The sequence below is a fragment of the Corynebacterium canis genome (assembly GCF_030408595.1).
Classification (GTDB): Bacteria; Actinomycetota; Actinomycetes; order Mycobacteriales; family Mycobacteriaceae; genus Corynebacterium; species Corynebacterium canis.
Genome location: NZ_CP047080.1, coordinates 1,113,482 through 1,137,869, shown reverse-complemented (window position 1 = coordinate 1,137,869; position 24,388 = coordinate 1,113,482). Strand labels below are relative to the sequence as shown.

At 60.9% G+C, this 24,388-nt stretch carries 24 protein-coding genes; 11 read left to right on the top strand and 13 right to left on the bottom strand.

Annotated elements, in window-relative coordinates:
• Positions 1 to 511: 511 nt before the first annotated feature.
• The 5 genes from CCANI_RS05055 to dapE form a co-directional block, all read right to left on the bottom strand.
• Positions 512 to 1,384 carry a methyltransferase domain-containing protein gene (locus CCANI_RS05055; protein WP_146324526.1) on the bottom strand — a complete coding sequence of 291 codons (873 nt, stop codon included), beginning with the start codon at positions 1,382 to 1,384 and terminating at the stop codon, positions 512 to 514.
• A 197-nt stretch (positions 1,385 to 1,581) separates the two neighbouring features.
• Positions 1,582 to 1,749, bottom strand: a complete 168-nt coding sequence (locus CCANI_RS05050; RefSeq protein ID WP_146324525.1) for a DUF3117 domain-containing protein — start codon at positions 1,747 to 1,749, stop codon at positions 1,582 to 1,584.
• Positions 1,750 to 1,781: 32 nt separating this feature from the next.
• Positions 1,782 to 2,063 carry a DivIVA domain-containing protein gene (locus CCANI_RS05045; RefSeq protein WP_146324524.1) on the bottom strand — a complete coding sequence of 94 codons (282 nt, stop codon included), beginning with the start codon at positions 2,061 to 2,063 and terminating at the stop codon, positions 1,782 to 1,784.
• Between the two features lie 7 nt (positions 2,064 to 2,070).
• On the bottom strand, positions 2,071 to 2,802 hold the full coding sequence (locus CCANI_RS05040) for an LOG family protein (RefSeq protein ID WP_186750262.1): 732 nt from the start codon (positions 2,800 to 2,802) through the stop codon (positions 2,071 to 2,073).
• A gap of 11 nt (positions 2,803 to 2,813) precedes the next feature.
• On the bottom strand, positions 2,814 to 3,890 hold the full coding sequence (dapE, locus tag CCANI_RS05035) for a succinyl-diaminopimelate desuccinylase (RefSeq protein WP_186750264.1): 1,077 nt from the start codon (positions 3,888 to 3,890) through the stop codon (positions 2,814 to 2,816).
• Between the two features lie 69 nt (positions 3,891 to 3,959).
• Between dapE and CCANI_RS05030 the strand changes: the two genes are divergently transcribed.
• The 6 genes from CCANI_RS05030 (at position 3,960) to CCANI_RS05005 (ending at position 9,991) form a co-directional block, all read left to right on the top strand.
• Complete coding sequence (locus tag CCANI_RS05030) at positions 3,960 to 4,895, top strand: DapH/DapD/GlmU-related protein (protein ID WP_146324522.1); 936 nt, start codon at positions 3,960 to 3,962, stop codon at positions 4,893 to 4,895.
• Positions 4,896 to 5,143: 248 nt separating this feature from the next.
• Positions 5,144 to 6,571 (top strand): amino acid permease, encoded by a 1,428-nt coding sequence (locus tag CCANI_RS05025; protein WP_146324521.1) that lies wholly within the window; start codon positions 5,144 to 5,146, stop codon positions 6,569 to 6,571.
• 26 nt (positions 6,572 to 6,597) lie between these two features.
• Complete coding sequence (gene dapD, locus CCANI_RS05020; protein WP_146324520.1) at positions 6,598 to 7,575, top strand: 2,3,4,5-tetrahydropyridine-2,6-dicarboxylate N-succinyltransferase; 978 nt, start codon at positions 6,598 to 6,600, stop codon at positions 7,573 to 7,575.
• Between the two features lie 161 nt (positions 7,576 to 7,736).
• Positions 7,737 to 9,155 carry an amino acid permease gene (locus tag CCANI_RS05015; RefSeq protein ID WP_146324519.1) on the top strand — a complete coding sequence of 473 codons (1,419 nt, stop codon included), beginning with the start codon at positions 7,737 to 7,739 and terminating at the stop codon, positions 9,153 to 9,155.
• Positions 9,156 to 9,312: 157 nt separating this feature from the next.
• Positions 9,313 to 9,504: a helix-turn-helix transcriptional regulator gene (locus CCANI_RS05010; protein ID WP_146324533.1), complete on the top strand. Its 192-nt coding sequence runs from the start codon at positions 9,313 to 9,315 to the stop codon at positions 9,502 to 9,504.
• A 4-nt stretch (positions 9,505 to 9,508) separates the two neighbouring features.
• The gene (locus CCANI_RS05005) at positions 9,509 to 9,991 is read left to right on the top strand and encodes a hypothetical protein (protein ID WP_146324518.1); all 483 of its coding nucleotides are present in this window, start codon (positions 9,509 to 9,511) and stop codon (positions 9,989 to 9,991) included.
• Between the two features lie 383 nt (positions 9,992 to 10,374).
• Here the strand turns inward: CCANI_RS05005 and CCANI_RS05000 are convergent, their stop codons facing one another.
• The 7 genes from CCANI_RS05000 to typA all read right to left on the bottom strand — a co-directional run bounded on the left by CCANI_RS05000 (position 10,375) and on the right by typA (position 17,577).
• Positions 10,375 to 10,938: a GtrA family protein gene (locus CCANI_RS05000; protein WP_146324517.1), complete on the bottom strand. Its 564-nt coding sequence runs from the start codon at positions 10,936 to 10,938 to the stop codon at positions 10,375 to 10,377.
• 185 nt (positions 10,939 to 11,123) lie between these two features.
• Complete coding sequence (gene dapC / locus CCANI_RS04995; RefSeq protein WP_146324516.1) at positions 11,124 to 12,233, bottom strand: succinyldiaminopimelate transaminase; 1,110 nt, start codon at positions 12,231 to 12,233, stop codon at positions 11,124 to 11,126.
• Between the two features lie 11 nt (positions 12,234 to 12,244).
• Positions 12,245 to 12,562, bottom strand: coding sequence for a ferredoxin (fdxA, locus tag CCANI_RS04990; protein ID WP_146324515.1), 318 nt, complete (start codon positions 12,560 to 12,562; stop codon positions 12,245 to 12,247).
• Between the two features lie 65 nt (positions 12,563 to 12,627).
• Positions 12,628 to 12,996 carry a hypothetical protein gene (locus CCANI_RS04985; protein ID WP_246118223.1) on the bottom strand — a complete coding sequence of 123 codons (369 nt, stop codon included), beginning with the start codon at positions 12,994 to 12,996 and terminating at the stop codon, positions 12,628 to 12,630.
• The gene (gene mshB, locus CCANI_RS04980) at positions 12,993 to 13,877 is read right to left on the bottom strand and encodes an N-acetyl-1-D-myo-inositol-2-amino-2-deoxy-alpha-D-glucopyranoside deacetylase (protein WP_146324513.1); all 885 of its coding nucleotides are present in this window, start codon (positions 13,875 to 13,877) and stop codon (positions 12,993 to 12,995) included. Before mshB ends, CCANI_RS04985 begins: the two co-directional genes overlap by 4 nt.
• Complete coding sequence (locus CCANI_RS04975) at positions 13,870 to 15,405, bottom strand: ABC transporter family substrate-binding protein (RefSeq protein ID WP_146324512.1); 1,536 nt, start codon at positions 15,403 to 15,405, stop codon at positions 13,870 to 13,872. The genes mshB and CCANI_RS04975 overlap by 8 nt, the downstream gene beginning before the upstream one ends.
• Before the next feature lie 261 nt (positions 15,406 to 15,666).
• Entirely contained in the window at positions 15,667 to 17,577 is a 1,911-nt protein-coding gene (gene typA, locus CCANI_RS04970) for a translational GTPase TypA (protein WP_146324511.1), read from the bottom strand.
• Between the two features lie 206 nt (positions 17,578 to 17,783).
• On the opposite strand from typA, the gene CCANI_RS04965 reads away from it, so the two are divergent.
• From CCANI_RS04965 to CCANI_RS04945, 5 genes are all read left to right on the top strand, one after another.
• Positions 17,784 to 18,476 (top strand): Rv1157c family protein, encoded by a 693-nt coding sequence (locus CCANI_RS04965; protein ID WP_146324510.1) that lies wholly within the window; start codon positions 17,784 to 17,786, stop codon positions 18,474 to 18,476.
• Positions 18,477 to 18,485: 9 nt separating this feature from the next.
• Positions 18,486 to 19,019: a ribonuclease FAU-1 family protein gene (locus tag CCANI_RS04960; protein ID WP_146324509.1), complete on the top strand. Its 534-nt coding sequence runs from the start codon at positions 18,486 to 18,488 to the stop codon at positions 19,017 to 19,019.
• A 1-nt stretch (position 19,020) separates the two neighbouring features.
• The gene (gene arsC / locus CCANI_RS04955; protein ID WP_146324508.1) at positions 19,021 to 19,365 is read left to right on the top strand and encodes an arsenate reductase (glutaredoxin); all 345 of its coding nucleotides are present in this window, start codon (positions 19,021 to 19,023) and stop codon (positions 19,363 to 19,365) included.
• Positions 19,366 to 19,443: 78 nt separating this feature from the next.
• Positions 19,444 to 20,232, top strand: coding sequence for a trypsin-like serine protease (locus CCANI_RS04950; RefSeq protein WP_146324507.1), 789 nt, complete (start codon positions 19,444 to 19,446; stop codon positions 20,230 to 20,232).
• Between the two features lie 432 nt (positions 20,233 to 20,664).
• Complete coding sequence (locus CCANI_RS04945; protein WP_146324506.1) at positions 20,665 to 21,663, top strand: putative endonuclease domain-containing protein; 999 nt, start codon at positions 20,665 to 20,667, stop codon at positions 21,661 to 21,663.
• Between the two features lie 1,058 nt (positions 21,664 to 22,721).
• Here the strand turns inward: CCANI_RS04945 and CCANI_RS04940 are convergent.
• Positions 22,722 to 24,386, bottom strand: coding sequence for an ABC transporter ATP-binding protein (locus CCANI_RS04940; RefSeq protein ID WP_146324505.1), 1,665 nt, complete (start codon positions 24,384 to 24,386; stop codon positions 22,722 to 22,724).
• Positions 24,387 to 24,388: the final 2 nt, after the last annotated feature.

Genomic DNA, 24,388 nt, shown 5'->3' with positions numbered 1-24,388 from the left:
TGCGCAGCACACAACCCATTCCCGCAGCCCGTTGGCACCTTAGCTTTCCGATGGGTCACCAGAGCATAGGCGTACACCAATAACGGAGGCGCGGGCGTTCGGGCTCCAGCAAACGATGTCAAGCAATCGACGATGATGAATATGTATGCGTACTAGATTTGCGGGATCGGCTGTGTCGAAGCCGGAGCCAAATTGCATTCCCAGAAATGCGGCACGCTATCAACTTGTGCCCAAGTAGAATATCACCGCTGCGGGCCTCAATTCACCCGCGCAATATGGAACATCGTCGAATTACGTCACTGTGACGAAAAGCCGGGCCGATTCGTTGCGGACGACCTATTTGAACTTCGGGAGTTGAACGGTGTCTACCGATATTTTTTACATCAAAATCCCGGAATCTGTGTAAAAAATATCGCGCCGGCGGCCCCAGCGGGCCCCGGATGATGAAAATTACACAGAATCCGGCTTCCCGAAGCATCTCGGCGGGGCCACTGGGGCGAACGCCGGGGTCTCACGGGGTGTGAGATCGCACCGCTAGGCGGGTGATTACGGCGCGGGCCGTGACCTCCATCTGTTTGGGCAGGCGCGCAATGCGTTCCGCCAAGACATCGGGGTGAATGTGCCGCGCCGAGGGGCTCATGCCAATCTGGTGGGCGATGGAATCTTGGTCGAGGGTCATGCGGAACTCCACAGGTTCCGGATCGCCGACCGGCACCAAATGACCCGCGGCCTGTTCGATCATCCGGTCGACCTTTCCGCGTTCCACGTCGATGATGCCGAGCGGTTCGCGGAGCTCGGCGAGGTGGCCCGCGTCGTCGGTAAGCACGATGACCTGGCCGCCGGGCTTGAGCACACGGGCGAACTCGGCGGCATTGCGGGGGGCGAAAATAACGGTAATGGCATCAATAGACGCATCCTGCAACGGCAACCGGGCCCATGCATCCGCAACAACGGCGGCAGCGCGAGGATGGCAACGGGCAAGATGCTCGGCCGCAGGAATGGAAACATCGATGCCCACGCCGAGGGAACCCGCGACATCGTCAAGCGTGTGCGAAAGGTAATAGCCCGTGCCGGCGCCTACTTCGCAGATGACTGGGGAAACAGCTTCATCAAGCTGGGCGTCCTCGAGGGCGCAATGCACCTGGTTGGACACCGCCTCCACAAACGGGCCGTAATGGCCGCGGGAAAGGAACAGCTCGCGCGCCTCAATCATCTCCGCATCATCGCCCGTATATCGTAGGCCCGCCCCACCCACAAGCGTGACATATCCAGCGGCGGCAATCGGGTACACGTTCCCCGAAGCGGACGTTAACTTGCCGCTCTCCATTGCCAGGGCCGAGCCATCCACCGGATCTGCGAGGACATTGATGACATCGGTCAACATATAAGAAGACTCCTTAGGTAAAGCGTTCTAGCCATTCTAACGGCAGCAGGCGCGGCAAATACGACTTGGCCGACAAGCACGAAAAAACACCCCGTCCCCCCACGCACACATGCATGTTCTCGTAGCCACCCGCGCGCCACGCAGGGTGCGGATGTGTGCCTGCGCGCGGTGGGAGGGGAGGAAAAGACGCCAGCGAATTACTCGGCAGCGGCGACCAGAAGGGCACCGAGTTCGGCGGCCTCTTCCTTATTAAGCTCCACCACGAGGCGCCCGCCACCATCCGTGGGGATCCTCATGACGATCTTCCGGCCTTCTTCTGCCGCTTCCATCGGGCCGTTTCCGGTCCTAGGCTTCATCGCTGCCATCGGTGACCCAACTCCAAACATTGCTCAGGTTATTACTTGGTTTCTTCCAAGTCTAACCTTTTTGTGCCCTGTTTTTTAAGCATGTATCCAAGAACATCATCGACTTGCTCCTGGGAATAGCCCCGCAAGACCACGTCGAAACGCAGCGCGTCCATGTCGCCGCGATCGATGGCCGCACGGTTGTGCGAGATGATATCCGCCTTGGCGGGCAGCGGCGGAAGCCCCTCCCCGCGGCCAAACAAAGCGGCGAATACGAACGTCAAAATGACGATCAGCACCAGCACCACGACGGTGTACAAGAGCCAGAGCAGCATACGGTTCCTATCGGTTGTGAGCTGCGACGATAGCGTCCACAGCGGCGGCGGCGGAATCTGTGAGGATGAACAGGTCCATGTCTTTTGGCGAAATCATGCCCTCGCCGACTAGGTGCTCGTGCATCCATTCCACCAGCGGACCCCAGAACGATGTGCCGATCAGCACGATCGGATAGTTGGTGATTTTACCCGTTTGCACCATGCACAGCGCTTCGAACAATTCATCGAGTGTGCCGAAGCCGCCGGGCAAGCAAACAAACGCCTGAGAGTACTTCAAGAACATCGTCTTGCGCACAAAGAAATAACGGAAATTTAAGCCCAGATCAATCCACTCGTTCAACGATTGTTCGTGCGGCAGTTCAATTCCCAGCCCCACGGACAGCCCCTCGGCCTCCACGGCGCCACGGTTCGGGGCCTCCATCAGCCCAGGGCCGCCGCCGGTAATCACGGCGTAACCGGCATTGGCTAGGCGCTGCCCCAGCTCCACGCCCATTTTGTAGTATTCGTGATCGCCATTGACCCGGGCGGAACCAAACACGGTCACCGCGGGTGGCATTTCCGCCAGCGCGCCAAAACCGTCGACGAATTCGCTTTGGATGCGCAGGACCCGCCAGGGGTCGGTGTGCAACCAATCCGAATCGGGCCTGCTATCAAGCAGGCGCTGGTCGGTGGTCGTTTCCTCCAATTGGGTGGTCAACACCGGCCCGCGCAAATGGCGTACGCGCCGTTTAATCATCATGAACGTTCCAATCAAGCTTGAGTTGTGAGATAGCGGTGAAGCGTCTCAGAGACTTCCGTAATCATGCTCACAGGGCATTGTTCATCGCGCGTATGGCAATACGCGGGGTCGCCGGGGCCGAAATTCACGGCCGGGATCCCCAATGCGGAAAACCTAGACACATCAGTCCAACCGTACTTGGCGCGGAACACCCCGCCGGTAGCAGACACGAGTTCCGCGGCCGCGGGTTGGGAAAGCCCAGGCAGGGCGCCCGCAACGGCGTCGTCGATGTGATAGCTAACTCCCTCCGGCAGCGCCAGCACCTCCAGCATGTGCGCCAAGGCTTGGGCCACGCTCCGGTCCGGGGCGAAGCGGAAATTCACAAACATCCAGGCCTCGTCCGGAATCGTGTTTGTGGCCACACCGGATTCGCAATGCACGATATTGAGCCCTTCGCGGTACCGGCAGCCATCGATATCAACCTCGCGGGCCTGGTATTCCGCGATCCGCATCATTACCGGCGCCAACCGATGCATCGCATTGACCCCCATCCAGCCGCGCGCCGAATGCGCCCGCTTGCCGCTAGCCACCACCCGCAATCGGATGGACCCCTGGCAGCCGGCCTCGATCACCGCGCCGGAAGGCTCGCCGAGAATGGCCACGTCCCCGCGCAACCACTCCGGATGCTCCGCGGCGATATGGCCAAGGCCATTAAACTCATCGGCCACCTCCTCGCCCTCGTAGCAGATCAAGGTGATATCGCGCCGCAACGCCGGGGAATCGGCGAGGGTGGCTAGGGCGTGGAGGAACACGGCGTCGCCACTCTTCATGTCCACGGTGCCGCAGCCGAACAACACATCGCCTTCGCGGTGGGAGGGAACATTATCGGCGGGCGGCACGGTATCCAGGTGCCCAGCGAGGATAACCCGCGTTGGCAGCTCACGCTTTGTCCGCGCTAGCACATTGTTGCGAAAACGTAGGACCTCGACGCCCGGCACTCGGCGCACGGCAGCCTCGACAGCGTCTGCGATGGCCCCCTCATGATGCGAGGGGCTGGGAATATCCACTAATTGGGCGGTCAATGTCACGGGGTCCGCCGCCAGATTCAAGGAAGTCACGAACCCAACTCTAGCCACCTAATCGCGGGTACTCGGCACTCGGCACAGTACGATAAACATATGACGATTCAGGGTTTGCATGGCGTGGGCGCGCACGCCGTCGGCATCGCTAACATCGCTATGGATGGAACAGTGCTGGATACCTGGTTCCCTCATCCCGAGTTGTCCACTGGTATCAGCCATACGGGCTCCACGCGCCTCGGCGCCCAAGACTTGTCCCCGAAGATGCTCTCGCTGGTCAAACTGGACGAAGACCGCATGGTGGAGCAAGTCGCAATCAAAACTTCTATCGCATCCTTGGCCCAACCCCCAGTAGACGCGCACGATGCGTACTTACGTTTGCATTTGCTTTCGCATCGCATGGTGCGCCCGCACGAAATTAATGTCGAAGGCATCATGGATCGCCTGGCCACCGTCGTGTGGACCAATAAGGGCCCCTGCCTGCCGGATAATTTCGAATTCGTACGCACGAGCCTGCGTTCCCGCGGCCTGATCCACGTCTATGGCATCGACCGCCTCCCCCGCATGGTGGACTACGTGGTGCCCACCGGCGTGCATATCGCCGAGGCTGAGCGCGTACGTTTGGGCGCATACCTGTCGCCCGGGACGTCGGTAATGCGCGAAGGTTTCGTGTCCTTTAATTCCGGCACGCTCGGCCCGGCGAAAGTTGAAGGGCGGTTGTCTTCCGGCGTGGTCATCGGCGAGGGCACCAAAATTGGCCTGTCCGCGACGATTATGTGTCAGCGCACCCCGGAGGGCGGCCGCATCCCGCTGGTCATCGGCGAAAATTGTACCTTTGGGGTAAGCTCGGGCGTGATCGGGATTTCGCTGGGCAATAACTGCCACGTAGGCAATAACGTGATTGTGGAGCCAGACACGTTGCTGTATTTCGCGGCGCGCGATGAGCTCGGCCCAGCGGCGCGTATCGCAGAGCAGCACAATTGGCAATTGCGTATTGAGCCGGGGTTCCGCGAGGTTGTTGCACGCCGTATGTAACCCTTATTATCAACGCCCCTGCTCTCCCCCGCCCCTGCCACCGCTTTGACCGTGTCGCCGCCGCTGGGCTGTCACCGCTTCGGCGTGTCGCCCGGATCTCGCGGATCGGGCTCGGCCGCGCACGCACCCCCAAGGTGCCGGTCGGTGCACTCGGGGGCGTGGGCCCGCACCCTAACAAACGGGGGTAATTAAGAAAATCTTAGGATCCAACAGCAAAATTTGAAACGTTTCAATATAGGGTATTCCCCATGACAAACGTGGATACACCAGATTCTGGACTTGGGTCCGGCCTGAAAACACGCCACCTGACCATGATGGGACTTGGTTCCGCGATTGGCGCTGGGTTGTTCCTGGGCACCGGCGTGGGCATTCGGGCGGCTGGGCCGTCGATTCTCCTTGCGTACCTGCTTGCGGGCGCGGTGATCGTGTGCATCATGCAGATGCTCGGCGAGATGGCCTCCGCTCGCCCCGCCTCCGGATCCTTTTCAAGCTACGCCGAAATGGCGTTCGGACGCTGGGCGGGTTTCTCGCTCGGCTGGCTATATTGGTTCATGCTGACCATGGTGCTCGGCGCGGAAATGACCGGCGCCGCCGCGATCATGGGGCATTGGTTCGGCGTGGACCCGTGGATTCCGGCGCTGATTTGCGTGGCGTTCTTCGCCGCCGTCAACCTTGCCGAGGTCCGCGGCTTCGGTGAGTTCGAATTCTGGTTCGCCTTTATCAAGGTCGCGGTGATCATCGCGTTCTTGGTCATCGGCGTGCTATTGATTTTCGGCTTGCTGCCCGGCTCCGAGTTCGTGGGCACCAGCAACTTCCTGGGCGAGGCGGGCTTTATGCCCAATGGCATCGCCGGTTGGGCCGCCGGTTTGCTCGCCGTCGCTTTTGCGTTCGGTGGCATTGAGATCATCACGATCGCCGCCGCGGAGTCCGCAAATCCGTCCACCGCTATCGCCACCGCCGTGCGTTCCGTGATTTGGCGCATCTCCATCTTCTACCTGGGCGCTGTGTTGGTGATCACCTTCCTGATGCCGTACGCGGAGATCAAGGGCGCGGAACAGGCCGCCGATTCGCCGTTTACAATTATTCTGGCCAAGGCAAATATCCCCGGCATCGTCGGGATTATGGAGGCCGTGATTGTGCTGGCGCTGCTCTCCGCATTCAACGCGCAGATTTACGCCACCTCCCGCCTCTGCTACTCGCTGGCCCAGCGTGGCGACGCCCCGGCTATCTTCGCCGCCACCAATAAGCACGGCGTCCCCATCAATTCGGTGCTGCTGTCCATGGTCTTCGCCTTCGCCTCGGTGGGCCTGCAATATTGGAACCCGGAGGGCCTGCTGGACTTCCTGCTCAGCGCGGTGGGCGGCTGCCTCGTGGTGATCTGGGTGGTCATCGGGCTGAGCTATATCAAGCTGCACCCCGAGCTGGCCAAGGAGGAAAACGTTTCGGTGCGCATGTGGGGTTGGCCGTGGCTGCCGTGGCTGACCATCGCCTGCTTCGTGGGCCTGACTTTGCTCATGCTTTCGGATCCCGCCTCCCGCTACCAGATCACTTCCGTGACCGTGATCTGCGTGGTTTTGGTCCTGCTGTCCCTGATTCCGCGCCGCCGCCAGCCTGGTGCTGCCGCGGATGTGGTGAGTGGCGCGGCGTCGAAAAGCACCACCGGCGAGGCTCAGTGAGTGGTTCGTGCGGTAACTTATAACCCATGACTTCAGCTTCTGCCCTTGGATTAGCAACCTACGCCTCAGACGATAGTGTGCTCGATTGTTGGTTCCCCGAGCCGGCTCTTTCGGACGCCGCGCAAACCGCCGGCACGGAACGCCTCGCCCCGAGTGAGGTGGATTCGCCGCTGGCCGCGCTGGTGGGTAGCGACGAGCTGCGCGGCACCAAGCGCGTGCTGATCCGCACCACCATCGCCGATCTCGCGCAGCCGCCGGTGGACGCGCACGATGCGTATCTGCGGCTGCACCTGCTCTCCCACCGGCTCGTCCGCCCGCACGGCGCGAACCTCGATGGGGTGTTCGGTTTGCTATCGAATGTCGTGTGGACGAACCACGGCCCCTGCGCCGTACAGGGTTTCGAACTGACCCGCGCGAAATTGCAGGCTCGGGGGCCGGTGACGGTGTACTCGGTGGATAAGTTCCCACGTATGGTCGACTATGTCATGCCAACAGGTGTTCGAATCGGCGATGCGGATCGGGTGCGGCTCGGCGCGCACCTAGCGGAGGGCACCACCGTGATGCACGAAGGGTTCGTAAACTTCAACGCCGGCACGCTCGGCTCGTCGATGGTGGAGGGCCGCATCTCCAGCGGCGTCGTCGTCGACGATGGCACCGACGTGGGCGGGGGCGCCTCCATTATGGGCACCCTTTCCGGCGGCGGCAAGCAGGTGATTTCCGTGGGCAAGCGCTGCCTGCTCGGCGCTAACTCGGGGCTGGGCATTTCGCTTGGCGACGACTGTGTGGTCGAGGCCGGCTTATACGTCACCGCTGGGTCGAAAGTCACCGTTTTTGGTGAGGTTGCCAGCGCATTCGGCAAATCGAACGGTTATGCGGTGAAAGCTGCGGAGCTTTCCGGGGCGAACAATGTGCTGTTCCGGCGCAATTCGATCACGGGTGCGATTGAGGCCACCGCGTGGAAATCCGCCGCCGTTGAGCTCAACGCCGACCTGCACGCGAACTAGTTTTCGACCATTCGGGGCCCTTTCGGGGGCCTCGGCCGCGGGGGAACATCAGTGCGGATGCGGGTGGTTGGGGGACGTGGATGCGTTTGGACGGGGACGTCAATGCGGATGCGTTTAGACGGGGGACGTGAATAGTGCGGGGGAGAAATCGAGGCAATTTTATGAGTAACAACTCCTTAAGCTCCGGGCTGAAGGTCCGCCACCTGACCATGATGGGGCTGGGTTCCACCATCGGCGCCGGCCTGTTTCTGGGCACCGGGGTGGGCATCCAGGCGGCGGGCCCGGCGGTGCTATTGGCGTACCTCGCGGCCGGCACGATCGCCATCCTTATCATGCGCATGCTGGGCGAAATGGGTTCCGTGCTCCCCGCCTCCGGCTCGTTTTCCGAATACGCCGACGTGGGCATCGGGCACTGGGCCGGTTTCACCCAAGGTTGGGTGTATTGGCTGGCCACCGTGGCAGTTTTGGGCGCGGAGATCACCGGGGCGTCGGCCTTTGTGGGCGCCTGGTTTGGGGTGGCACCGTGGATTCCCGCGCTGATCTTTGTGGTGTTTTTCGGGGCCGTGAATCTGCTCCGCGTGCGGGCCTTCGGTGAATTCGAATTTTGGTTCGCCTTTATCAAGGTGGCGATGCTGATCGCCTTCCTGGTTATCGGCGTGTGCCTGATCCTTGGCATTATCCCCGGGGCGACCACCGCCGGGCTCGAACTGATTCGCGATGAAGGCTTTATGCCCAACGGCATTGGCGGGGTCGCCGGAGGCCTGCTCGCCGTGGCCTTCGCCTTTGGCGGCATCGAGGTGGTGGCCATCGCGGCGGCCGAATCGGACCAGCCAAAGAAGTCGCTGATCAATGCGGTGCGCTCCACCGTGACCCGCATTAGCGTGTTCTACCTGGGCTCCGTCTTGGTGATTATCCTCCTGCTGCCCTATTCCACGCTCGGCGCCGCGAAGTCCGCCGCGGATTCCCCGTTTTCCAAGGTGTTGGAGCTGGCCGGGATCCCCAGCGTGGTGGGATTCATGGAGGCCATTATTGTCTTGGCCCTGCTTTCGGCGTTTAACGCACAGTTGTACGCCAGTTCCCGCATCATGTTTTCGCTTGCGGAACGCCACCAGGCCCCGCGGCTGTTTACGCGCGTGGATTCCCGCGGCGTCCCCATCGCTGCGATCACACTTTCGATCGCTATTAGCGCGGTCATGGTGCTGCTGAACTTCCTTGACGATTCCTGGCTGCTGCGCTTTATGCTCAATTCCGCCGGCGCCTCGTTGCTCATCGTGTGGGGCTTTATCGCCGTATCCCAATTGCGCCTTCGCCCCCGTATGGAGGCCCTTATGCAGGGGCGTGGCGAGGAGCTTCCGATTAAGATGTGGGTGCAGCCGTGGGGGACACTTGCGACCTTGGCCGCCCTGATCGGGCTCGCCCTTTTAATGCTTAGCGACGCCGCGGCTAGCATCCAGCTTTACTCTGCCGCGGCGATGGTCTTTATTCTGATCATCGCCGGTTGGCTCACTCTTAAGGCACAAGGCATCAACCCCACGGATAAGACCCCGCTCCCCGGAGAATCGCTGAGCGCGACGCGGTGAGTGTGGGTCGGTCGGTTTGAGCCGGTGGTCTCGTGGGGCACCGTCGATCTTTGAACCGATATCCTGTCACGTTTTATGCGCATCGTGGCTAGTTTCCTTGCCTGTTTGCCAAATATTCTTTACACTTTGTTATGTGAGCAACCCAGAGGCGGCGAACATGGTGCGCAAGTACCGACGCTGGGCCGAGTTATCCCAGGCGGAACTCGCCCAACGGGTCGGAGTTTCACGCCAGACAATCGCCAATATTGAGAAAGGAAACTATTCGCCTTCCGTGCATCTTGCCCTTGCGATCTGCCGGATTCTCGGCAAAACCGTCGAGCAAGTATTCGGAGAAGAACAGGAAGGATGAGACGATGAGCTTTGCAAACGCCGTCATCGAGACAATCAACCAGAAAACTGAGGACGAATACCAAGCCGCGATCGTCCACCAAGCAAATTCCATCTCCCAAGCCGCCACTACCCTGATCTCCCTCTGGGTCGCCGCGATCGTCGCTTGGATACTACCCGGCCGGTACAGCTATATTTCCCTGCTCGTCATCGTGCCTATCCTCCTAGGTTTCATTATCGGAACTCGGTGGATGCGCAACCATATCCCCGTGCCGGTAAACCTCCGGATGGGAAAACTCGAACTGTTCAGCATCGCCGCCAGCGGAATCCTTTGGGTCGCCGGCATGTGGTACAGCATTAGCGTCGCCGAACCCACGAACCAACATTGGGGAATCATCGGCGGCGCAGTCGTAGGATTCGTCTTCGCGCTCATCGCAATTCCGATTTCGATGCGCAACCAGCGGCGGCGCGATATCAAACGCCTCGACGCCCAACTCGGCGACGATTAACCCTGGTCAGGCAGATTCGACACGCCAGCCGCCGCGCGGTGATGTTTCCGCAGGACGCCGAACCCGCCCTGTCAGATCTGCCTGAGGCAGATCCGGCGGGGCCGATGGTTCGGGAAGATTCGACCCTAATCGTGCGGGAGAGCTCCGTCGGCCACTTTCTCCGATAGGTTGTGTGCAGCCGTTGACCTGCGATCGTCCTGAATTTCTTCTTTGGGCACCTCAACGAAGAATAAAAAGACGATTTGCAGCGTTTTCAGCGTTTTCGGCCAAGATTCGTCCTGAATTTCTTCGTAAGACCCCCGAATGAAGAATAGAAAGACCAGCCCCAGGTCGGCAGTTGCGCACAACCCATCGGCGACCTAGCCACCCCCCAAAACCCACGACTACACCTTCGTGGGCTCCGTGCTGGAAATCACGCGATGCCCGCGAAAGGTCCAAACCTTGTTCACTAGGAAGTTGATGGGCATGGCCACGACGATAGAGATCATGTTTGCCCAGTAGACGCGGTTGCGCAGCCCGGTGGAGTCGTCGAAGATTTCGGGCGGCAGCGCCACAGGCGATTCGACGTTCACCAATGCGGTGGTCACCAGCAGTGTCACGGCGAACGCCCCGAGCCCGGTGAGCAGGAACGGGAAGAATCCGCGTAGCCAGGTGCGTTGCCGCGCCCCGCGGAAGGTCCACATTCGGTTGAGCTGATAGTTCCAGGTGTTCGCGCCCAGGAAGGCTAGGGTCACCATGATGTGGTACCAGCGGATATGGAACGGACTACCCAATATATTCAGAAAGGGGTCGGTGGTTGCGATCCCAAAGATATCGGCGAAGATTCTGCGCACCACCACCAGCACGGCCATGTTCACTAACACGCCGGAGCCACCGACGACGCCGAACTTAATGAATTGCTTCATGCTATTGAGGTAGGCATTAGGCTGGCGCAACGATATCTCCATATTTCCAAGGGCAAACTGACTGTTTAATTCTACCCCGCGGCATTGTCGTTTCACGCTTTTGGTGCCCGCAAGGCCTCAGCCCGGAACCCCGCTGAACTGCGCAGATTTTGCACAACCATGCAGTTCGCGGGCGAAAACCGGGGCGATTGTGTTACAAACCACCCATTGGCGTTCGAACGTAAACGTTAATCGTTGTTGGCGAGGCGGGCGGCCGCGGCGTCGATACGCTCATCGGTGGCGGTCAACGCCACGCGCACGTGCTGAGCCCCCCGGGGCCCGTAGAAATCGCCGGGTGCCACGAGGATGCCGCGCTCCGCGAACCAGTCGACGGTGGCGCGGCACTCCTCCCCACGCGTTGCCCAAAGGTAAAGTCCTGCCTCGGAATGATCCACGGCGAAACCAGCGTTAGTGAGGGCGCGTAGGAGCGTGACGCGTCGCTGGGCGTAGCGCAATTTTTGGGCGGTCTCTTGCTCGTCGTCCTGCAGCGCCGCGATCATGGCGTGTTGGATCGGCCCGGGGACCATGAGCCCTGCGTGTTTGCGCACTTCCAGCAATTCCCGAATCAGCGCCGTATCGCCGGCGAAAAAGCCCGCACGGTACGAGGCCAGGTTCGAGGTTTTGGATAGCGAGTGGATGGCCAGCAGCCCGGTATGGTCGCCTTCGCTCACGCGCGGGTCCAGAATGGATAGCGGCTCTTCCGCGCCCCAGCCTAGCCCCAGGTAGCATTCGTCGGAGACGAGGATCACACCTCGCTGCTGCGCCCATGATACTACTTTGCGCAGGTGCGGCAAGCCCAGCACTTTGCCCGTGGGGTTTGACGGGGAATTAATAAACATTATCGACGGCCGCGCGGGCCCAAGCTGCGTGAGCGAGTCAGCGCGCTGCGGGGTCGCCCCCGCCAGGAGTGCCGCAACCTCGTACGTTGGGTACGCGACCTCCGGAATCACCACCGTGTGCCCGGCACCGACGCCTAGGACCGTGGGCAGCCAGGCGATGGCCTCCTTGGTGCCAATAACCGGCAGGACAAAGTCCTCGTCCGGCCCCGTGATGTGGTAGCGGCGCTCCAGGGCCGCCACGATCGCCTCCCGCAATGCGGGGGTGCCGGCGGTCTGGGGGTATCCCGGTTCCGCGGCCGCCTCCGATAATGCGAGCTGGATCCCGGGAGCTACCTTGTCCACGGGCGTGCCCACGGAGAGGTTCACAATGCCGTCCGGGTGCGCGGCGGCGCGCGCCTTCGCCTCGGCGAGGCTATCCCACGGGAAATCCGGCAATTGAATTGGTGTGCGGGCGGGCATTTTGATCCTTTTTATGCTTGTGGGGGCAATGATTCAACGAGGGGCGGATCGAAATCTTGCGGCCCGAGTTTGGCGGCGCCGCCAGGTGAACCCAATTCATCAAAGAACGCGGCATTTGCGTCGTTGTAATCGATCCATTCATCGGGCACATCGTCTTCGTAGAAGATCGCTTCGGTCGGGCATACGGGCTCACAAGCGCCGCAATCCACGCATTCATCAGGGTGAATATAAAGGGAGCGTTTACCTTCGTAAATGCAGTCCACGGGACATTCTTCTACGCAGGCTCTGTCCATGACGTCAACGCAGGGCTGTGCGATTACATAGGTCATTTGTGAACGAAAACTCCAGAACTTAAAAAAACGGCTAGGGGAAGATGAGTGTAGCCCCTATTGTGTCATTTCGCCCGCAGTAAGGGCCAACCACCGCCCGCCATGCCGGCGAACAAGAGAAGCATACTCCTCGGATTTTCGCCGACAAGAATGTCCCCGGAAAACGAAACCCAGAACGTGAGCAGGAAAAACCCGGCCATCCACACGAATAACGGTATGGCTGCAAAGATGATACGCTTCGTCCATAGCAACGCCGTTCGACTTAACACCATCGTGAACAAAAAGGCGATCGGAATGGTAAACGGAAAGGCTATTGGGCGCCCGCCGACGGTAATCCAAGTGCCCAAATACACCACCTCTAACAGCACGGAAAGCAGCGCCCCGAGGCTGAGCCACGCCAACCCCCAAATAATTTCGGCTTTAGAGAAATTCACCAGGATAAGCCTTCCATAGGGCACGCACCCGCGGAAAACGGGGTACCCCACCCGAGCTGGAAATGCTCGTAACGCAGCAATGGCTGCGCGATCAAATTGCTTAAGCAATACACCAGCGGCGCCGCCTCGATATCCGCGGTCCGCGCCCAGGCCGCCTCCGGATTAACCCTGCTCACGCTGCCATTTGCCACCCATAGCTGGGTGGCGTGGGCGGCAAAGGCGCGCACTTTGGCCGCATACGCGGCGTCGTCAAGCCGCAAGCGCAAATCCACGCGCTCCTGGCAGGCTATCTCCCCCGCCGCCGCGCGCCGCCACCTCGCCGGCGGCTCGATGATCGCGTCCAGCCCACGGCGCAAATCCGCCGCCCCCGTGACAGCCCACAGCACCCGCTGCACCGAACTGCCCGCCACCGCGGCGTGGGTAATCTCGTGGGCGCGGATATGATCCGGGTGCCCGTAACCGCCGTCCGGCCCGTAGGTAATCACCAGCTGCGGGCGCACACGATCGAATACCTCGGCGAGCTGCTGCACCGCCGTATCGCCCGAATGAATAAACGCACTCGGGTGATCATTGGCGGGGTCGCCCTGCATGCCGGAATCCCGCCAACGGGCCACGCCGCCCAAAAATTCGCCGTGCCGGACGCCCAGGTGGGCCAGCGCAGCCTCCAGCTCCGCGATCCGGAAGCCGCCGAGCTGATCGCTGCGCACCAGGCCTTGATACGGCGCGCCGATCACTTCCCCTTGCTCGCCGAGGGTGCAGGTCACCACCGTGACCTCCGCGCCACGTTCGCTTAAAGTTGCGATAGTGCCGCCGGTGGTAATGGCTTCATCATCGGGATGGGCGTGGACGGCCACCACCCGCGCGCCAACGAGGTCACTCATCGCTTCTCCTCCAGGTTGCTGCGGTTGCTAGGGCGCCCGCAGGTTGATTCGTCGGCCACTGATCCAGCGCCGCATTCGGACCAACAATACCAACCCCCAGCACCTCCACCCTCGTATCCTCAAGCAGGGGTATCCCCAGCACCTGCTCCGCATAAAATTGCGCCCCATCCACCGCGCGCTGCCCCGCCAAGGCTGCGGTCAATTGCTCATCGAATGCTTGATCGCAAACCCCGGAGAGATTCCCCGCACGCTCCGCCGTTTGCGGACACAAGAAACGGCTCGCCGTAGTCACAGCGGAGGGGGTAGTGCGTTGCCAGGAAACCACGGCGTCGACACGCCCCTCGGGGAGCAAACGGCCGGTAATTTCGTTGAAATCGCTGAGCACCACCTCCGCGTTGACGTCCTGTCCGCGCAGCATATCCACAATACTTGCGGCGGCGGACGCGGCAGCATCATCGGCGGCGTCGGCAGCAATACGCACCCGATGCGGCACCTCATCCCCCCCCGCCGACGCGTGGAATTCGGGCACGGAAATGTCCGTTCGGCGGCCTGCGGCGATCTCTGCGATGGCTTGCCGATCCACCCGTTGCACCACCCCGCGCCGCAATTCCGGCGTGTGCATAGTCACCGTATTAAACGTGAGTTCGAGCCGCGATTCGCGCTGAAACGTGCGCAGCTGCGTCTTCGGCATCAGCTCATACACCGCGATGCTAACCTCGGACGGGGTGAGGTCCAGAAACCCCACCTGGCCGCTGCGCACCATCTGCCGGCCCTGCGGTTGCGAGCGTATTTCGCGGAACACCAGCATTTCCGTCACCGCCGGGCGCTTGCCCCAATAGCGGTCATTGCGAGTAAGCGTGACGACGCCGCGATTCCGATCCACCGTGCGCACCATATAGCGCCCCGCGGATGCCGGCACCACGTCATCGAGCACACTTGCGAACGATTCCGTGCCGGTGCTGAACAGGTGGCTGGGCACTAAATGGTTAAACAGCAATTTCCAATCCGCCACCTTGCGCCGGAAATCCACGTCCACCGTTTTCCCGCTATTGGAGGATCGAATCTGCATCACCGATTCATATCCCGCCGGGTCCACCACGCCCGGGGTGGTGACCATATTGCGCCATAGGTATTGGAAATCGGCCCCCGTGATGGGGGTTCCGTCGCTCCACTGAGCTTCCTTACGGATCACATATCTTATCGACTGCGCCACCCCCGGCTCCGTACTCGGAATCTCCTCCGCCTTTTCCAGCACGGCGGTGTCCATCTCGCCATTGACAAAGGTACTGGGCAGCACCAAACTGGCGAGCGATTGCACGAACGCGCTATCGTCCGCGAGAAGGTGCGGATTGAACCCATTTTTGATCGGATCGATGCCAATCTCAATGGAATCCGCCGTATTCTTCTTCGGCTCCGCCTCCTGCTTCTGCTCCTCCCCCGGCTCAGCGACCGGCGGCGGGCCCGGCGAAGCCGCGCAGCCGACAAGCAGTGTGCAAGCTAAAAATACAACAAGGGAAAGGCGCTTCACTCCTACCTTTGTACCAGCCACTCCCCCGCGAATGTGAGCAACAAACAAGTGACGTGCAACAGGTGTGTCTTATCACTCCGCGGGGGGCGGCTGTGGCCGAGGTGCCGATGGGTTGTGCGCAACCGCCGACCTGGGGCTGGTCTTTCTATTCTTCATTCGGGGGTCTTACGAAGAAATTCCGGACGAATCGCAGGTCAACGGCTGCACACAACCTATCGGACCTGGGTCAGTCCATCAACCCAGGCCAACCCAAGCCACAGCCTAGGAGTTGCGGGCCTTGGCGCGGGACCGGGCGCGGGCCCGATCGGTGGCGTTGAGCAGAACTTTCCGCACACGGATGGTCTGCGGGGTGACCTCCACGCATTCGTCTTGGCCGCAGAATTCCATGGCTTCGTCGAGCGAAAGGTTCCGCGCCTTTGCCAGGGTCACGGTAGCCTCCGAGGTAGCCGAACGCATATTGGTGAGCTTCTTTTCCCGCGTGATATTGATGTCCATATCTTCGTCGCGGTTATTGGCCCCGACCACCATGCCTTCGTAGGCCTCGGTGCCGGGTTCCACAAAGAAGTTGCCCCGGTCGGCGAGCTGTTGCAGGGCGTAGGCGGTGATTTGGCCGGACCGGTCGGCAACCAGCGAACCGGTGGCGCGGTCTTTAATATCGCCGGCCCATGGTTTATAGCCTTCGGAGTAGTGGTTGGCAATGCCGGTACCACGGGTTTCGGTCATAAATGTGGTACGGAACCCGATAAGCCCGCGCGCGGGGATGCTGAATTCCATGCGCACCCAGTCGCTGCCGGAGTTGTCCATGGAAAGCATTTGGCCTTTCCGCACGGCCATGAGCTGTGTCACGGCACCCTGGTATTCACTGGGCACGTCGATGACCACGTGTTCGTAGGGTTCGTGGATTTTGCCGTCGATGGTTTTCGGCACCACCTGCGGCTTCCCTACCGTGAGTTCGAATCCTTCGCGCCGCATGGTTTCCACCAGCACGGAGAGCGCCATTTCGCCGCGCCCTTGGACTTCCCATGCGTCCGGGCGTTCGGTCGGCAAAACGCGGATGGACACGTTACCGATCAGCTCCTGATCCAACCGGGCCTTTACCACCCGGGCGGTGAGTTTATCGCCGCCCCCACGCCCGGCAAGCGGCGAGGTGTTTACCCCGATGGTCATGGAAATTGCGGGTTCGTCGACGGTGATGCGGGGCAATGCCACGGGCTCGTTGACATCGGCAAGGGTGTCACCGATCATGATTTCGTCGATGCCGGAGATAGCCGCGATATCGCCGGCGATGACTTCTTCCGCGGGTACGCGCGTAACGCCGACGGTGCGCAGAAGTTCCGCGATTTTGGCGGTTTTGGTGTGCTGATTGCCGTCCTTGTCGTAGTGGATCCAGGCGACTTGCTGGCCTTTGCGGAGGCGCCCGGCGTGCACGCGTACCAGCCCGATGCGCCCGAGGAACGAGGAGGAGTCGAGGTTTGTGACGTGCGCTTGCAAGGGGGCGTCGAGTTCTGCGGTAGGCTCGGGCAGTACGGAGTACAGGACGTCGAAAAGCTGCTGTAAGTCGCCGGCTTCGGGTACGTTGCCGTTTCCTGGATTGCTTGTCGACGCCTTGCCCTCCCGCCCCGATGCGTACAGTACGGGGAGGTCCAGCAACGTCTCCGCCGCCTCGGCAGCTTCGGGGTCTTCCAATGTGGAGGCGAGCTCGAGGAGGAGGTCGTGCGATTCCTCTACCACTTCATCAATTCGGGCATCGGGGCGGTCGGTCTTATTTACCACGATGATAACCGGCATTTTGGCGGCTAGCGCTTTGCCGAGGACGAAGCGGGTCTGGGGCAGGGGGCCTTCCGAGGCGTCGACAAGCAATACTACGCCGTCGACCATGGACAATGCGCGTTCCACCTCGCCGCCGAAATCCGCGTGCCCGGGGGTATCAATGACGTTGATGATCAGGTCTTGGCCGTCCTTGCCCGCACCCTTGCGCCTGATGGCAGTGTTTTTAGCCAGGATGGTGATGCCCTTTTCGCGTTCAAGGTCGCCGGAGTCCATCACGCGGTCGGTGACTTCCCCGTGGTCGCCGAAGACGCCGGATTGCTCGAGCATGGCATTCACAAGGGTGGTTTTTCCGTGGTCAACGTGAGCGACGATGGCTACATTGCGGAATTCTGTCTGGGTCACGGGCGGCTTATCTCCTGCCAAAATTTGTGCGTTTTTCCGATCGGTGACTTAATGTACCCCGCTACCCCCAGGGGACGCGAATATTTTAATACTAGCGTAACAATGCCCACAGCATGTACGACTTGTTCTATAGAGCTGCGTGTGGCTGGTGCTTATATGTTCACTACACTAAGGTCTGTGGCGGAAGTAAATTAAAGTAAACTGGTGTGACTAATGGGAAGGTCTTTGTGAGTTACGGAATGAGGCGTCTGGCAGCGGTTCTAGCCGCAATCGGTATCGCATGCAGCCCGGGATTCGCCTCCCCACCTGCAGCTTCCGCCGAGCCAGGGGTAATTCCGCTCTCCTTTGACCACTTGGGGCGCCCATCTGCGGGCACCCTCGACCAGTTGCGCGGTTTATCGGATACCCCGTGGCTTCCGGCTCCCGCCAGAGACACGCTTGAAGCGGCTATTACCTTTTTTGAAGGTTCCAGTGGGGGCGGCGTCGCTCTTCCTGAGGACGCCCCAAGGTTCTCCCAATTCCTCTGGCCTACCACCGCGGATCGGTGCATCGCGGGCGAACACCGCGCCACCGGCACCGTGATTGCCGTGCCGGGGCCGGCCGCGCTCCCCGTCCCCGGGGTGCCAGAAAATCAATCCGCATTCGTATTTACGGCGCTGGGTACCGGGCCTGCCGACCCGAACCACGAGGGCATGACCATTCATTGGCTCAACGTAAATAACCTGCGCTTTGGTGCCACCAAGCTGAGCGCCCAAGGCATCAATGCCGAGGGCCCAGCAACGGTCAGCGGGGTGGCAAACACGGGGCGCGGAACAGTCGTAGCAATCGCCATCGGCGGGGTTTCCACCGAAGGACACATGTGCAATTTCATCCCAACCGCAGGAATGTTCACAGTTTAAGGATCCACAATGGTCGACCTACACCCAGTCAAGCAGGAAACCTTTGATACCGAGGCAAGGATCAACATCGATCCAAAGGGTTTCCACCGCGCGGTGGATACCTACCAGGAAACCGACTTCGGGCTTTATATGGCCCGCGGGGCGGACCACCCCGAATTCGGCTACCTAGAATCGTGGCTTATCCCTTCGTTGCGGCTGCGCATCAATATTTTCCACTACCGCGAGGGGGCGGAGCGGGAGCAAGATTTTTATGCAGATGTTGTAGATATCACCAAAGAGGGCGCTATGTGGCGCACCCGAGACCTCTATGTGGATCTGATTTGCAATATTGGGAAACCGGTGGATGTCTGGGATATTGATGAGCTTTCCGCCGCTACCGCCGCCGGCATCCTCTCCGCCGAGGACGCGGAAAAGGCCATCGAGGCGACGCTAGCCGCGGTGGAGGGGATTACGCGCCATGGGGACAATGTTTCGGTATGGCTGTCTTCGCGTGGCATCGACCTCACGTGGGCGGAACGCGTTAAACTCACTAGCATCGAGTGACATGGACGTAACTATCTACCACAACCCGGCGTGCTCTAAATCCCGCGCAGCACTCAGTTTTCTGCACGAACACAATATCGAACCCACCGTTATTGAGTATCTGGAAAATGCCCCCACCGCCCAGACTCTTGCCGCGCTACTTAATTCGGCGCAGCTTTCCGCACACCAAGCAATTCGAACGGGAGAGCCACTATACAAAGAACTCGGATTAAGCCCAGAAACCCCTGAGAACCAGCTAGTTGCCGCAATGGCCGAGCACCCCATTCTTATCGAACGTCCTCTCGTAGTCACCGAGAAGGGTGCGCGAATTGCGCGACCTGCCGAAGTAATCCAAGAAATCTTATAATTCCCCCCTTTTTCTCATCGCTTTCGCTACCAAGTTATACTATCAATCCGAATTCCCCAATTCTCTAAGGCTGTGCCAATGAAATTTTCGCGTCTCGTCGCCGCCCTCGCTATCTTCGGAAGCTTAACCGCCGTTGCCGCCCCGGCTGAGGCCATAGTCGGCGGCAGGCCGGGAGGCACCGCTTCCCGGGTGATCTTGGGCGACATGAGCTGCAGCGGTACGCTGATCAGCCCGACCTGGGTGCTGTCCGCAAAGCACTGCGTGGGTAAAGGCGATGCTAATTCGATTTCCGTAAACAATGAGATCCGCCACGCCACGAACGTGTATATGCACCCATCGGTGGAACTCGCCGTCATTGAGCTCGACGCCCCCGTCGGCGCGGCCCCGGTAGCTATTTCCGGCGCGCACTTGGCCCCCGGCACCGTTGGCGTGGTGGAAGGCTGGGGCGGCGTAGCCCAGCATCATTTCCTGCAGCCGCAGGCGGCAGACGCCACGATCCAGCGCCGCGTGTTTAACGTCCCGGGCGCAACCCCCGACCAGCACCTTTTGGAGGCGTGGATTGACCGCGGCCGCATCACCCATGGCGATTCGGGCGGCCCGTTCCTAGTCAACGGCCAACTTGCCGGCGTGACCGCGTATTCGAACCAAGGCAATAACCCCGCCGGCACCGTGGCTTGGTACGTCCCAGTCGCCGAGCACTTGGACTGGATTCAGCGACAAACAGGCGTAGGCGTACCCGCACAATCCGGCGCCCCCGCCCCGCTTGTCGACGCCGTTCAACACCCCACCCAGGCACCCGCAACGGGGCCTGTGACCGGCAGCTCCTACATCGATTCGATTATCAACTACCAGTTCAGCAGCGTATAGGCCAATCCACTAAGCTAGACCGGCTTCGGCGCGGCGAATCGGCGGCAAACCCCGTCGACATCGCCGCGCATTTTGCTGTGCTCCCGCCCTGTCTTCCCCAGCGTCGGTGGGCCGCGCCCCGCCTTCCCCAGCGTCGATACGTTGCGCCCAGCCCCAACTATTCGCGCACGACCCATCAGCGAACCAGCCCCCGAAACCCTGGTCAGGCAGATTCGACACGCCAAGGAGATTATTCACGGGCCCTGTTTGAACGAACAAGTACACCGCCCCCACTGCGGCAATCGGCATTGTACCCGTTCGCCGTGCTGGGCGCTACCTTGTGGCCGCTGAAACCCTACGTGCCTGTGGATAGTTTGGGGTTATCCACAGGTTGGTGGGGTGTGTTTAGGAAACCCCTAGGTTTTGTGCTGTTTTGGGGTTATCACTGGTGCTATGGGTTTGTTTCAGCGTCGCACCAAATTGCTTGATACCTCTTTCATCAACATCACTCGCAGGCTTGCCATGCCGCGTGGGTATTGCCGTGCGAGCCGGGAGGTGGAGTGGGGTTCGCGGTATCACCCGCAACGCCTCGGGTTTGCCGCCCCGATCATGCTGCGGGCTCGGGCGCATTTCACCCAAACCCCGAATGTCATTATCGGCGGCTGGGCCGCCGCAGCTTATGCCGGTTTGACCTATTGGGTGGATGATGCCCACATCACCGTGCATGTGGCCAGTAATTTCCAACGCAGCCACAGCGTGTTCGACGCCACCCGCCGCAGACTGCGACCAGGCACCAGGGTGTGGACACCGGATCAGGAACTACCCGGCATGCAGGTCGTCGCCCCCGAATACGCGTTGGTGGATTGCCTGATTGATCTGCAGCGCGACCGCCACTCCTGGTGGGTCTACCAAGTACCCAACCTTGCTAACTGGGAAGTCCGCGCCATCCAGCTCATCGACGCGCTGCGCGCATGCACCACCCTAAACTTCCAGCTGGTGCGTGACATCGCCCGCAATATTTTCAGCGCCCGCCAGCTCAAAAAACTGCTGAACCTGTCCCACTCTGGGGCCCAGTCGCCCCCGGAAACCGTGTTGCGGTTGATTGCCGAGCAGCTTCGCCAACACCTGGAGGTACAAATCCCGATCTATGACTCCGGTGCGCTGGCAGACGACGGCACACCCCTGCTGACCGTGCTTGATTCCGGCTGGCCCGATATTCGTGTTGGTTTGTTCTACGACGGTGCCCACCACCTCCAACGCAGCCAACGCGACTACGACGCCAAAGTGTTGATCCGGCTACGCGAACTCGGGTGGGAACCACTACGTATCACCCACGGGCTACTGCAAAAACCCCGCGAACTCATCACCACCCTGCGCCGCGCCATCCACCGCGCCGAAACCAACACACAACCCCCAAAACATAACCGGCCGAAACCAAACACCAAATCCTGACGCCGAATCTTAACGGCCGAATCCTCGCGGCGATCACTCGCTGCACCCCAACACCTGGGCCTAGTCGCCGACCTGCCCTATTGCTGCGCGCCCACCACACCCCGTTACTTCCGTCTGCCCGCAGCACCCCACAACCGGCACGGTGAAGCTCAACACTGTTCGGTGAGCCCGAAACCCGGCGCACCCCGGCCCATTCTCACGCCGCGCCAGCCGCGCCACTGCCGCCTGCCCGCAGCACCCCGCAACTGCCCGTAGCTGAAGCGCCCCCTTTTCCCCGGCCACGTCAAATCTGCCTGACTGCGGTCCTGCCTCGTCACATCTGCCTGGCTGTGCCGGATCTGCCTGATTTTTAGGCCAAGTTTTCCTGGGGAAACGCGGCCGCGACGAATCTGCCTCAGGCACATCTGACACGGCAGGCACCGCAGGCAGATCTGACACTGTGGACAGGCAGGCAGATCCTCACCACCACGCCAGGTGATGTCGCGTGTTGGGGGCCGAAATCGGCCCACAAATCCCGGTCAGGCAGATTCGACACGCCGGTCGTCGCGCGATGGCGTTTCCGCAGGAACATGAAACGGCCGTGTTATATCTGCCTCAGGCACATCTGGCATGGCAAGAAATGCAGGCAGATCCTCCACACCAAACCCCCGCCCATGCCGCAGGGGCAGCGCACGGCTGCACGCAATAGGTCACGGCCGACTCGAACACGTTGGAATCACATCGATTGTGAACCACCGAAGCCCGCACTCACCAGCCACGTACAATCTGCCTGGCCGCTGTCCGACCCTGTCACATCTGCCTGGCTCCGCCGGATCTGCCTGATTTTTGAGCCGAGTTTTCCTGGGGAAATACGGCCGCGACGAATCTGCCTCAGGCACATCTGACACGGCAAGAAAACCAGGCACATCTGACACGGCAGACACCTCAGGCAGATCCGACAGGGCCTGGTGGTTCGAAAGGTTCAAGCTGTGCGCGGAAAATGAAAAACACACCGGCTGGTATCCGGGCCGGTTGAGCAGCAACCCACACAGCACCGGCCCAGCCCGACCCGGCAGAATCTACACCCCGGTACCCAGCTCGATGCCGAGGCCCGGAACGGATTCGATGAGGTCCCGCGTGTACGCCTGTTGCGGGTTCTCAAAGACTTCGTCGGTGGTGCCGGCTTCCACCACTTGGCCTTGTTTCATCACCACTACGTCGTCGGCGGTTTGGCGGACCACCGCGAGGTCGTGGGTGATAAACAGGTAGCTCAAGTTGAGTTCTTCTTGCAGCCCGGCGAGCAGCCGCAGGATTTGGTTTTGCACCAGCACGTCGAGGGCGGAAACGGCCTCGTCAAGGACGATCACCTCTGGGTCCAGCGCCAATGCGCGCGCCACGGCGATGCGTTGCCGCTGCCCGCCGGAGAGCTCGTTGGGGTATCGGCGCATGGTGGACCGTGGCATAGCCACCATGTCCAGTAGTTCGGCCACGCGTTTTTCCCGCTCGGCGCGGTTTCCCACCTTGTGCACGGCGAGGGGTTCCTCGATGCACCGGTAAATGGAGTACGTGGGGTCGAGCGAACCGTAGGGGTTTTGGAACACCACTTGGAGTTTGCGCCGCATGCGGAACAGGTCTTCGCGCCCCAGCTTGGATAGGTCAGTGCCCTTGTAGTACACCTTCCCGCTGGTCGGGTCGAGCAGGTTCAGCACGATATTGGCCACGGTGGATTTCCCGGACCCGGATTCCCCCACCAGCGCGAGCGTGGTGCCGCGCCGGAGTGTAAAGGAGACGTCGTCCACTGCTTTGAAGTGTTTCTTGGCCCCTTTCGCCCCGCGGATATCAAACACCTTGGTCAGGTTTTCCACGCGGATGACTTCCTCGCCGTCCGTGTCGGTATCCGCGGTGAGCAATTCCTGGCTCTCGATGCCTTTTTCCTTGGCCAGCCGGATTCGCGCGGAGGCCAGCGAGGGTGCCGCCTTGACTAGGCGTTGGGTGTAAGGATGCTGCGGGTGGCGGAGGATTTCCAGCGAGGGCCCGGATTCCACGATCCGCCCGCGGTGCATCACCACGAGGTGGGAGGCGCGTTCGGCCGCCAGCCCCAGGTCGTGGGTGATAAATAGCACTGCGGTGCCCAGGTCGTCGGTGAGGCTTTGCAGGTGATCCAGGATGCGGCGTTGCACGGTCACATCCAGCGCCGAGGTGGGTTCGTCGGCGATCAGCAGCTTTGGCTTGGCGGCCAGGCCGATGCCGATCAACGCGCGCTGCCGCATACCGCCGGAGAATTCGTGCGGGTATTGCTTGGCGCGCCGTTCGGCGTCGGGGAGCCCGGCGTCTTCAAGCAATTGGGCGACGCGTTTGTCGGCTTCGCTTTTGGGCACCACGTTGTTTGCGCGCAGGGATTCCTTGACTTGGGTGCCGATGCTCCACACCGGGTTGAGGTTGCTCATGGGGTCCTGCGGCACCAGGCCGATTTCGGAGCCGCGGTAGGCCTGCATTTGCTTTTCGGAAAGCTTGGTCAGGTCTTTGCCCTGGAAGAGGATTTGCCCGCCGGTGACTTTGCCGGTGCCGGGCAGCAGTCCGATGATGGACATGGCGGCGGTGGATTTGCCGGATCCGGATTCCCCTACGATAGCCACGGATTGCCCGGGGTAGATCGTCATATTGATGCCGCGGACGGCGTCGACGGTGCCGGTGGATGAGGTGAAGGAGATTTTCAGGTCCTTCATTTCGAGTAATGGTTCCATGG

Excerpts from the sequence above, each read along its gene's own strand:
- CCANI_RS05045 (WP_146324524.1), bottom strand. The coding sequence starts at position 2,063 with ATGCTGCTCTGGCTCTTGTACACCGTCGTGGTGCTGGTGCTGATCGTC.
- dapC (WP_146324516.1), bottom strand. The coding sequence starts at position 12,233 with ATGCCCGCCCGCACACCAATTCAATTGCCGGATTTCCCGTGGGATAGC.
- fdxA (WP_146324515.1), bottom strand. The coding sequence starts at position 12,562 with ATGACCTATGTAATCGCACAGCCCTGCGTTGACGTCATGGACAGAGCC.
- CCANI_RS04945 (WP_146324506.1), top strand. The coding sequence starts at position 20,665 with ATGGGTTTGTTTCAGCGTCGCACCAAATTGCTTGATACCTCTTTCATC.
- CCANI_RS05030 (WP_146324522.1), top strand. The coding sequence starts at position 3,960 with ATGACGATTCAGGGTTTGCATGGCGTGGGCGCGCACGCCGTCGGCATC.
- CCANI_RS05050 (WP_146324525.1), bottom strand. The coding sequence starts at position 1,749 with ATGGCAGCGATGAAGCCTAGGACCGGAAACGGCCCGATGGAAGCGGCA.
- CCANI_RS05025 (WP_146324521.1), top strand. The coding sequence starts at position 5,144 with ATGACAAACGTGGATACACCAGATTCTGGACTTGGGTCCGGCCTGAAA.
- CCANI_RS05005 (WP_146324518.1), top strand. The coding sequence starts at position 9,509 with ATGAGCTTTGCAAACGCCGTCATCGAGACAATCAACCAGAAAACTGAG.
- CCANI_RS04940 (WP_146324505.1), bottom strand. The coding sequence starts at position 24,386 with ATGGAACCATTACTCGAAATGAAGGACCTGAAAATCTCCTTCACCTCA.
- CCANI_RS04960 (WP_146324509.1), top strand. The coding sequence starts at position 18,486 with ATGGTCGACCTACACCCAGTCAAGCAGGAAACCTTTGATACCGAGGCA.
- CCANI_RS05040 (WP_186750262.1), bottom strand. The coding sequence starts at position 2,802 with ATGATGATTAAACGGCGCGTACGCCATTTGCGCGGGCCGGTGTTGACC.
- arsC (WP_146324508.1), top strand. The coding sequence starts at position 19,021 with ATGGACGTAACTATCTACCACAACCCGGCGTGCTCTAAATCCCGCGCA.
- mshB (WP_146324513.1), bottom strand. The coding sequence starts at position 13,877 with ATGAGTGACCTCGTTGGCGCGCGGGTGGTGGCCGTCCACGCCCATCCC.
- dapD (WP_146324520.1), top strand. The coding sequence starts at position 6,598 with ATGACTTCAGCTTCTGCCCTTGGATTAGCAACCTACGCCTCAGACGAT.
- CCANI_RS05000 (WP_146324517.1), bottom strand. The coding sequence starts at position 10,938 with ATGGAGATATCGTTGCGCCAGCCTAATGCCTACCTCAATAGCATGAAG.
- CCANI_RS05010 (WP_146324533.1), top strand. The coding sequence starts at position 9,313 with ATGGTGCGCAAGTACCGACGCTGGGCCGAGTTATCCCAGGCGGAACTC.
- CCANI_RS05055 (WP_146324526.1), bottom strand. The coding sequence starts at position 1,384 with ATGTTGACCGATGTCATCAATGTCCTCGCAGATCCGGTGGATGGCTCG.
- CCANI_RS05015 (WP_146324519.1), top strand. The coding sequence starts at position 7,737 with ATGAGTAACAACTCCTTAAGCTCCGGGCTGAAGGTCCGCCACCTGACC.
- CCANI_RS04950 (WP_146324507.1), top strand. The coding sequence starts at position 19,444 with ATGAAATTTTCGCGTCTCGTCGCCGCCCTCGCTATCTTCGGAAGCTTA.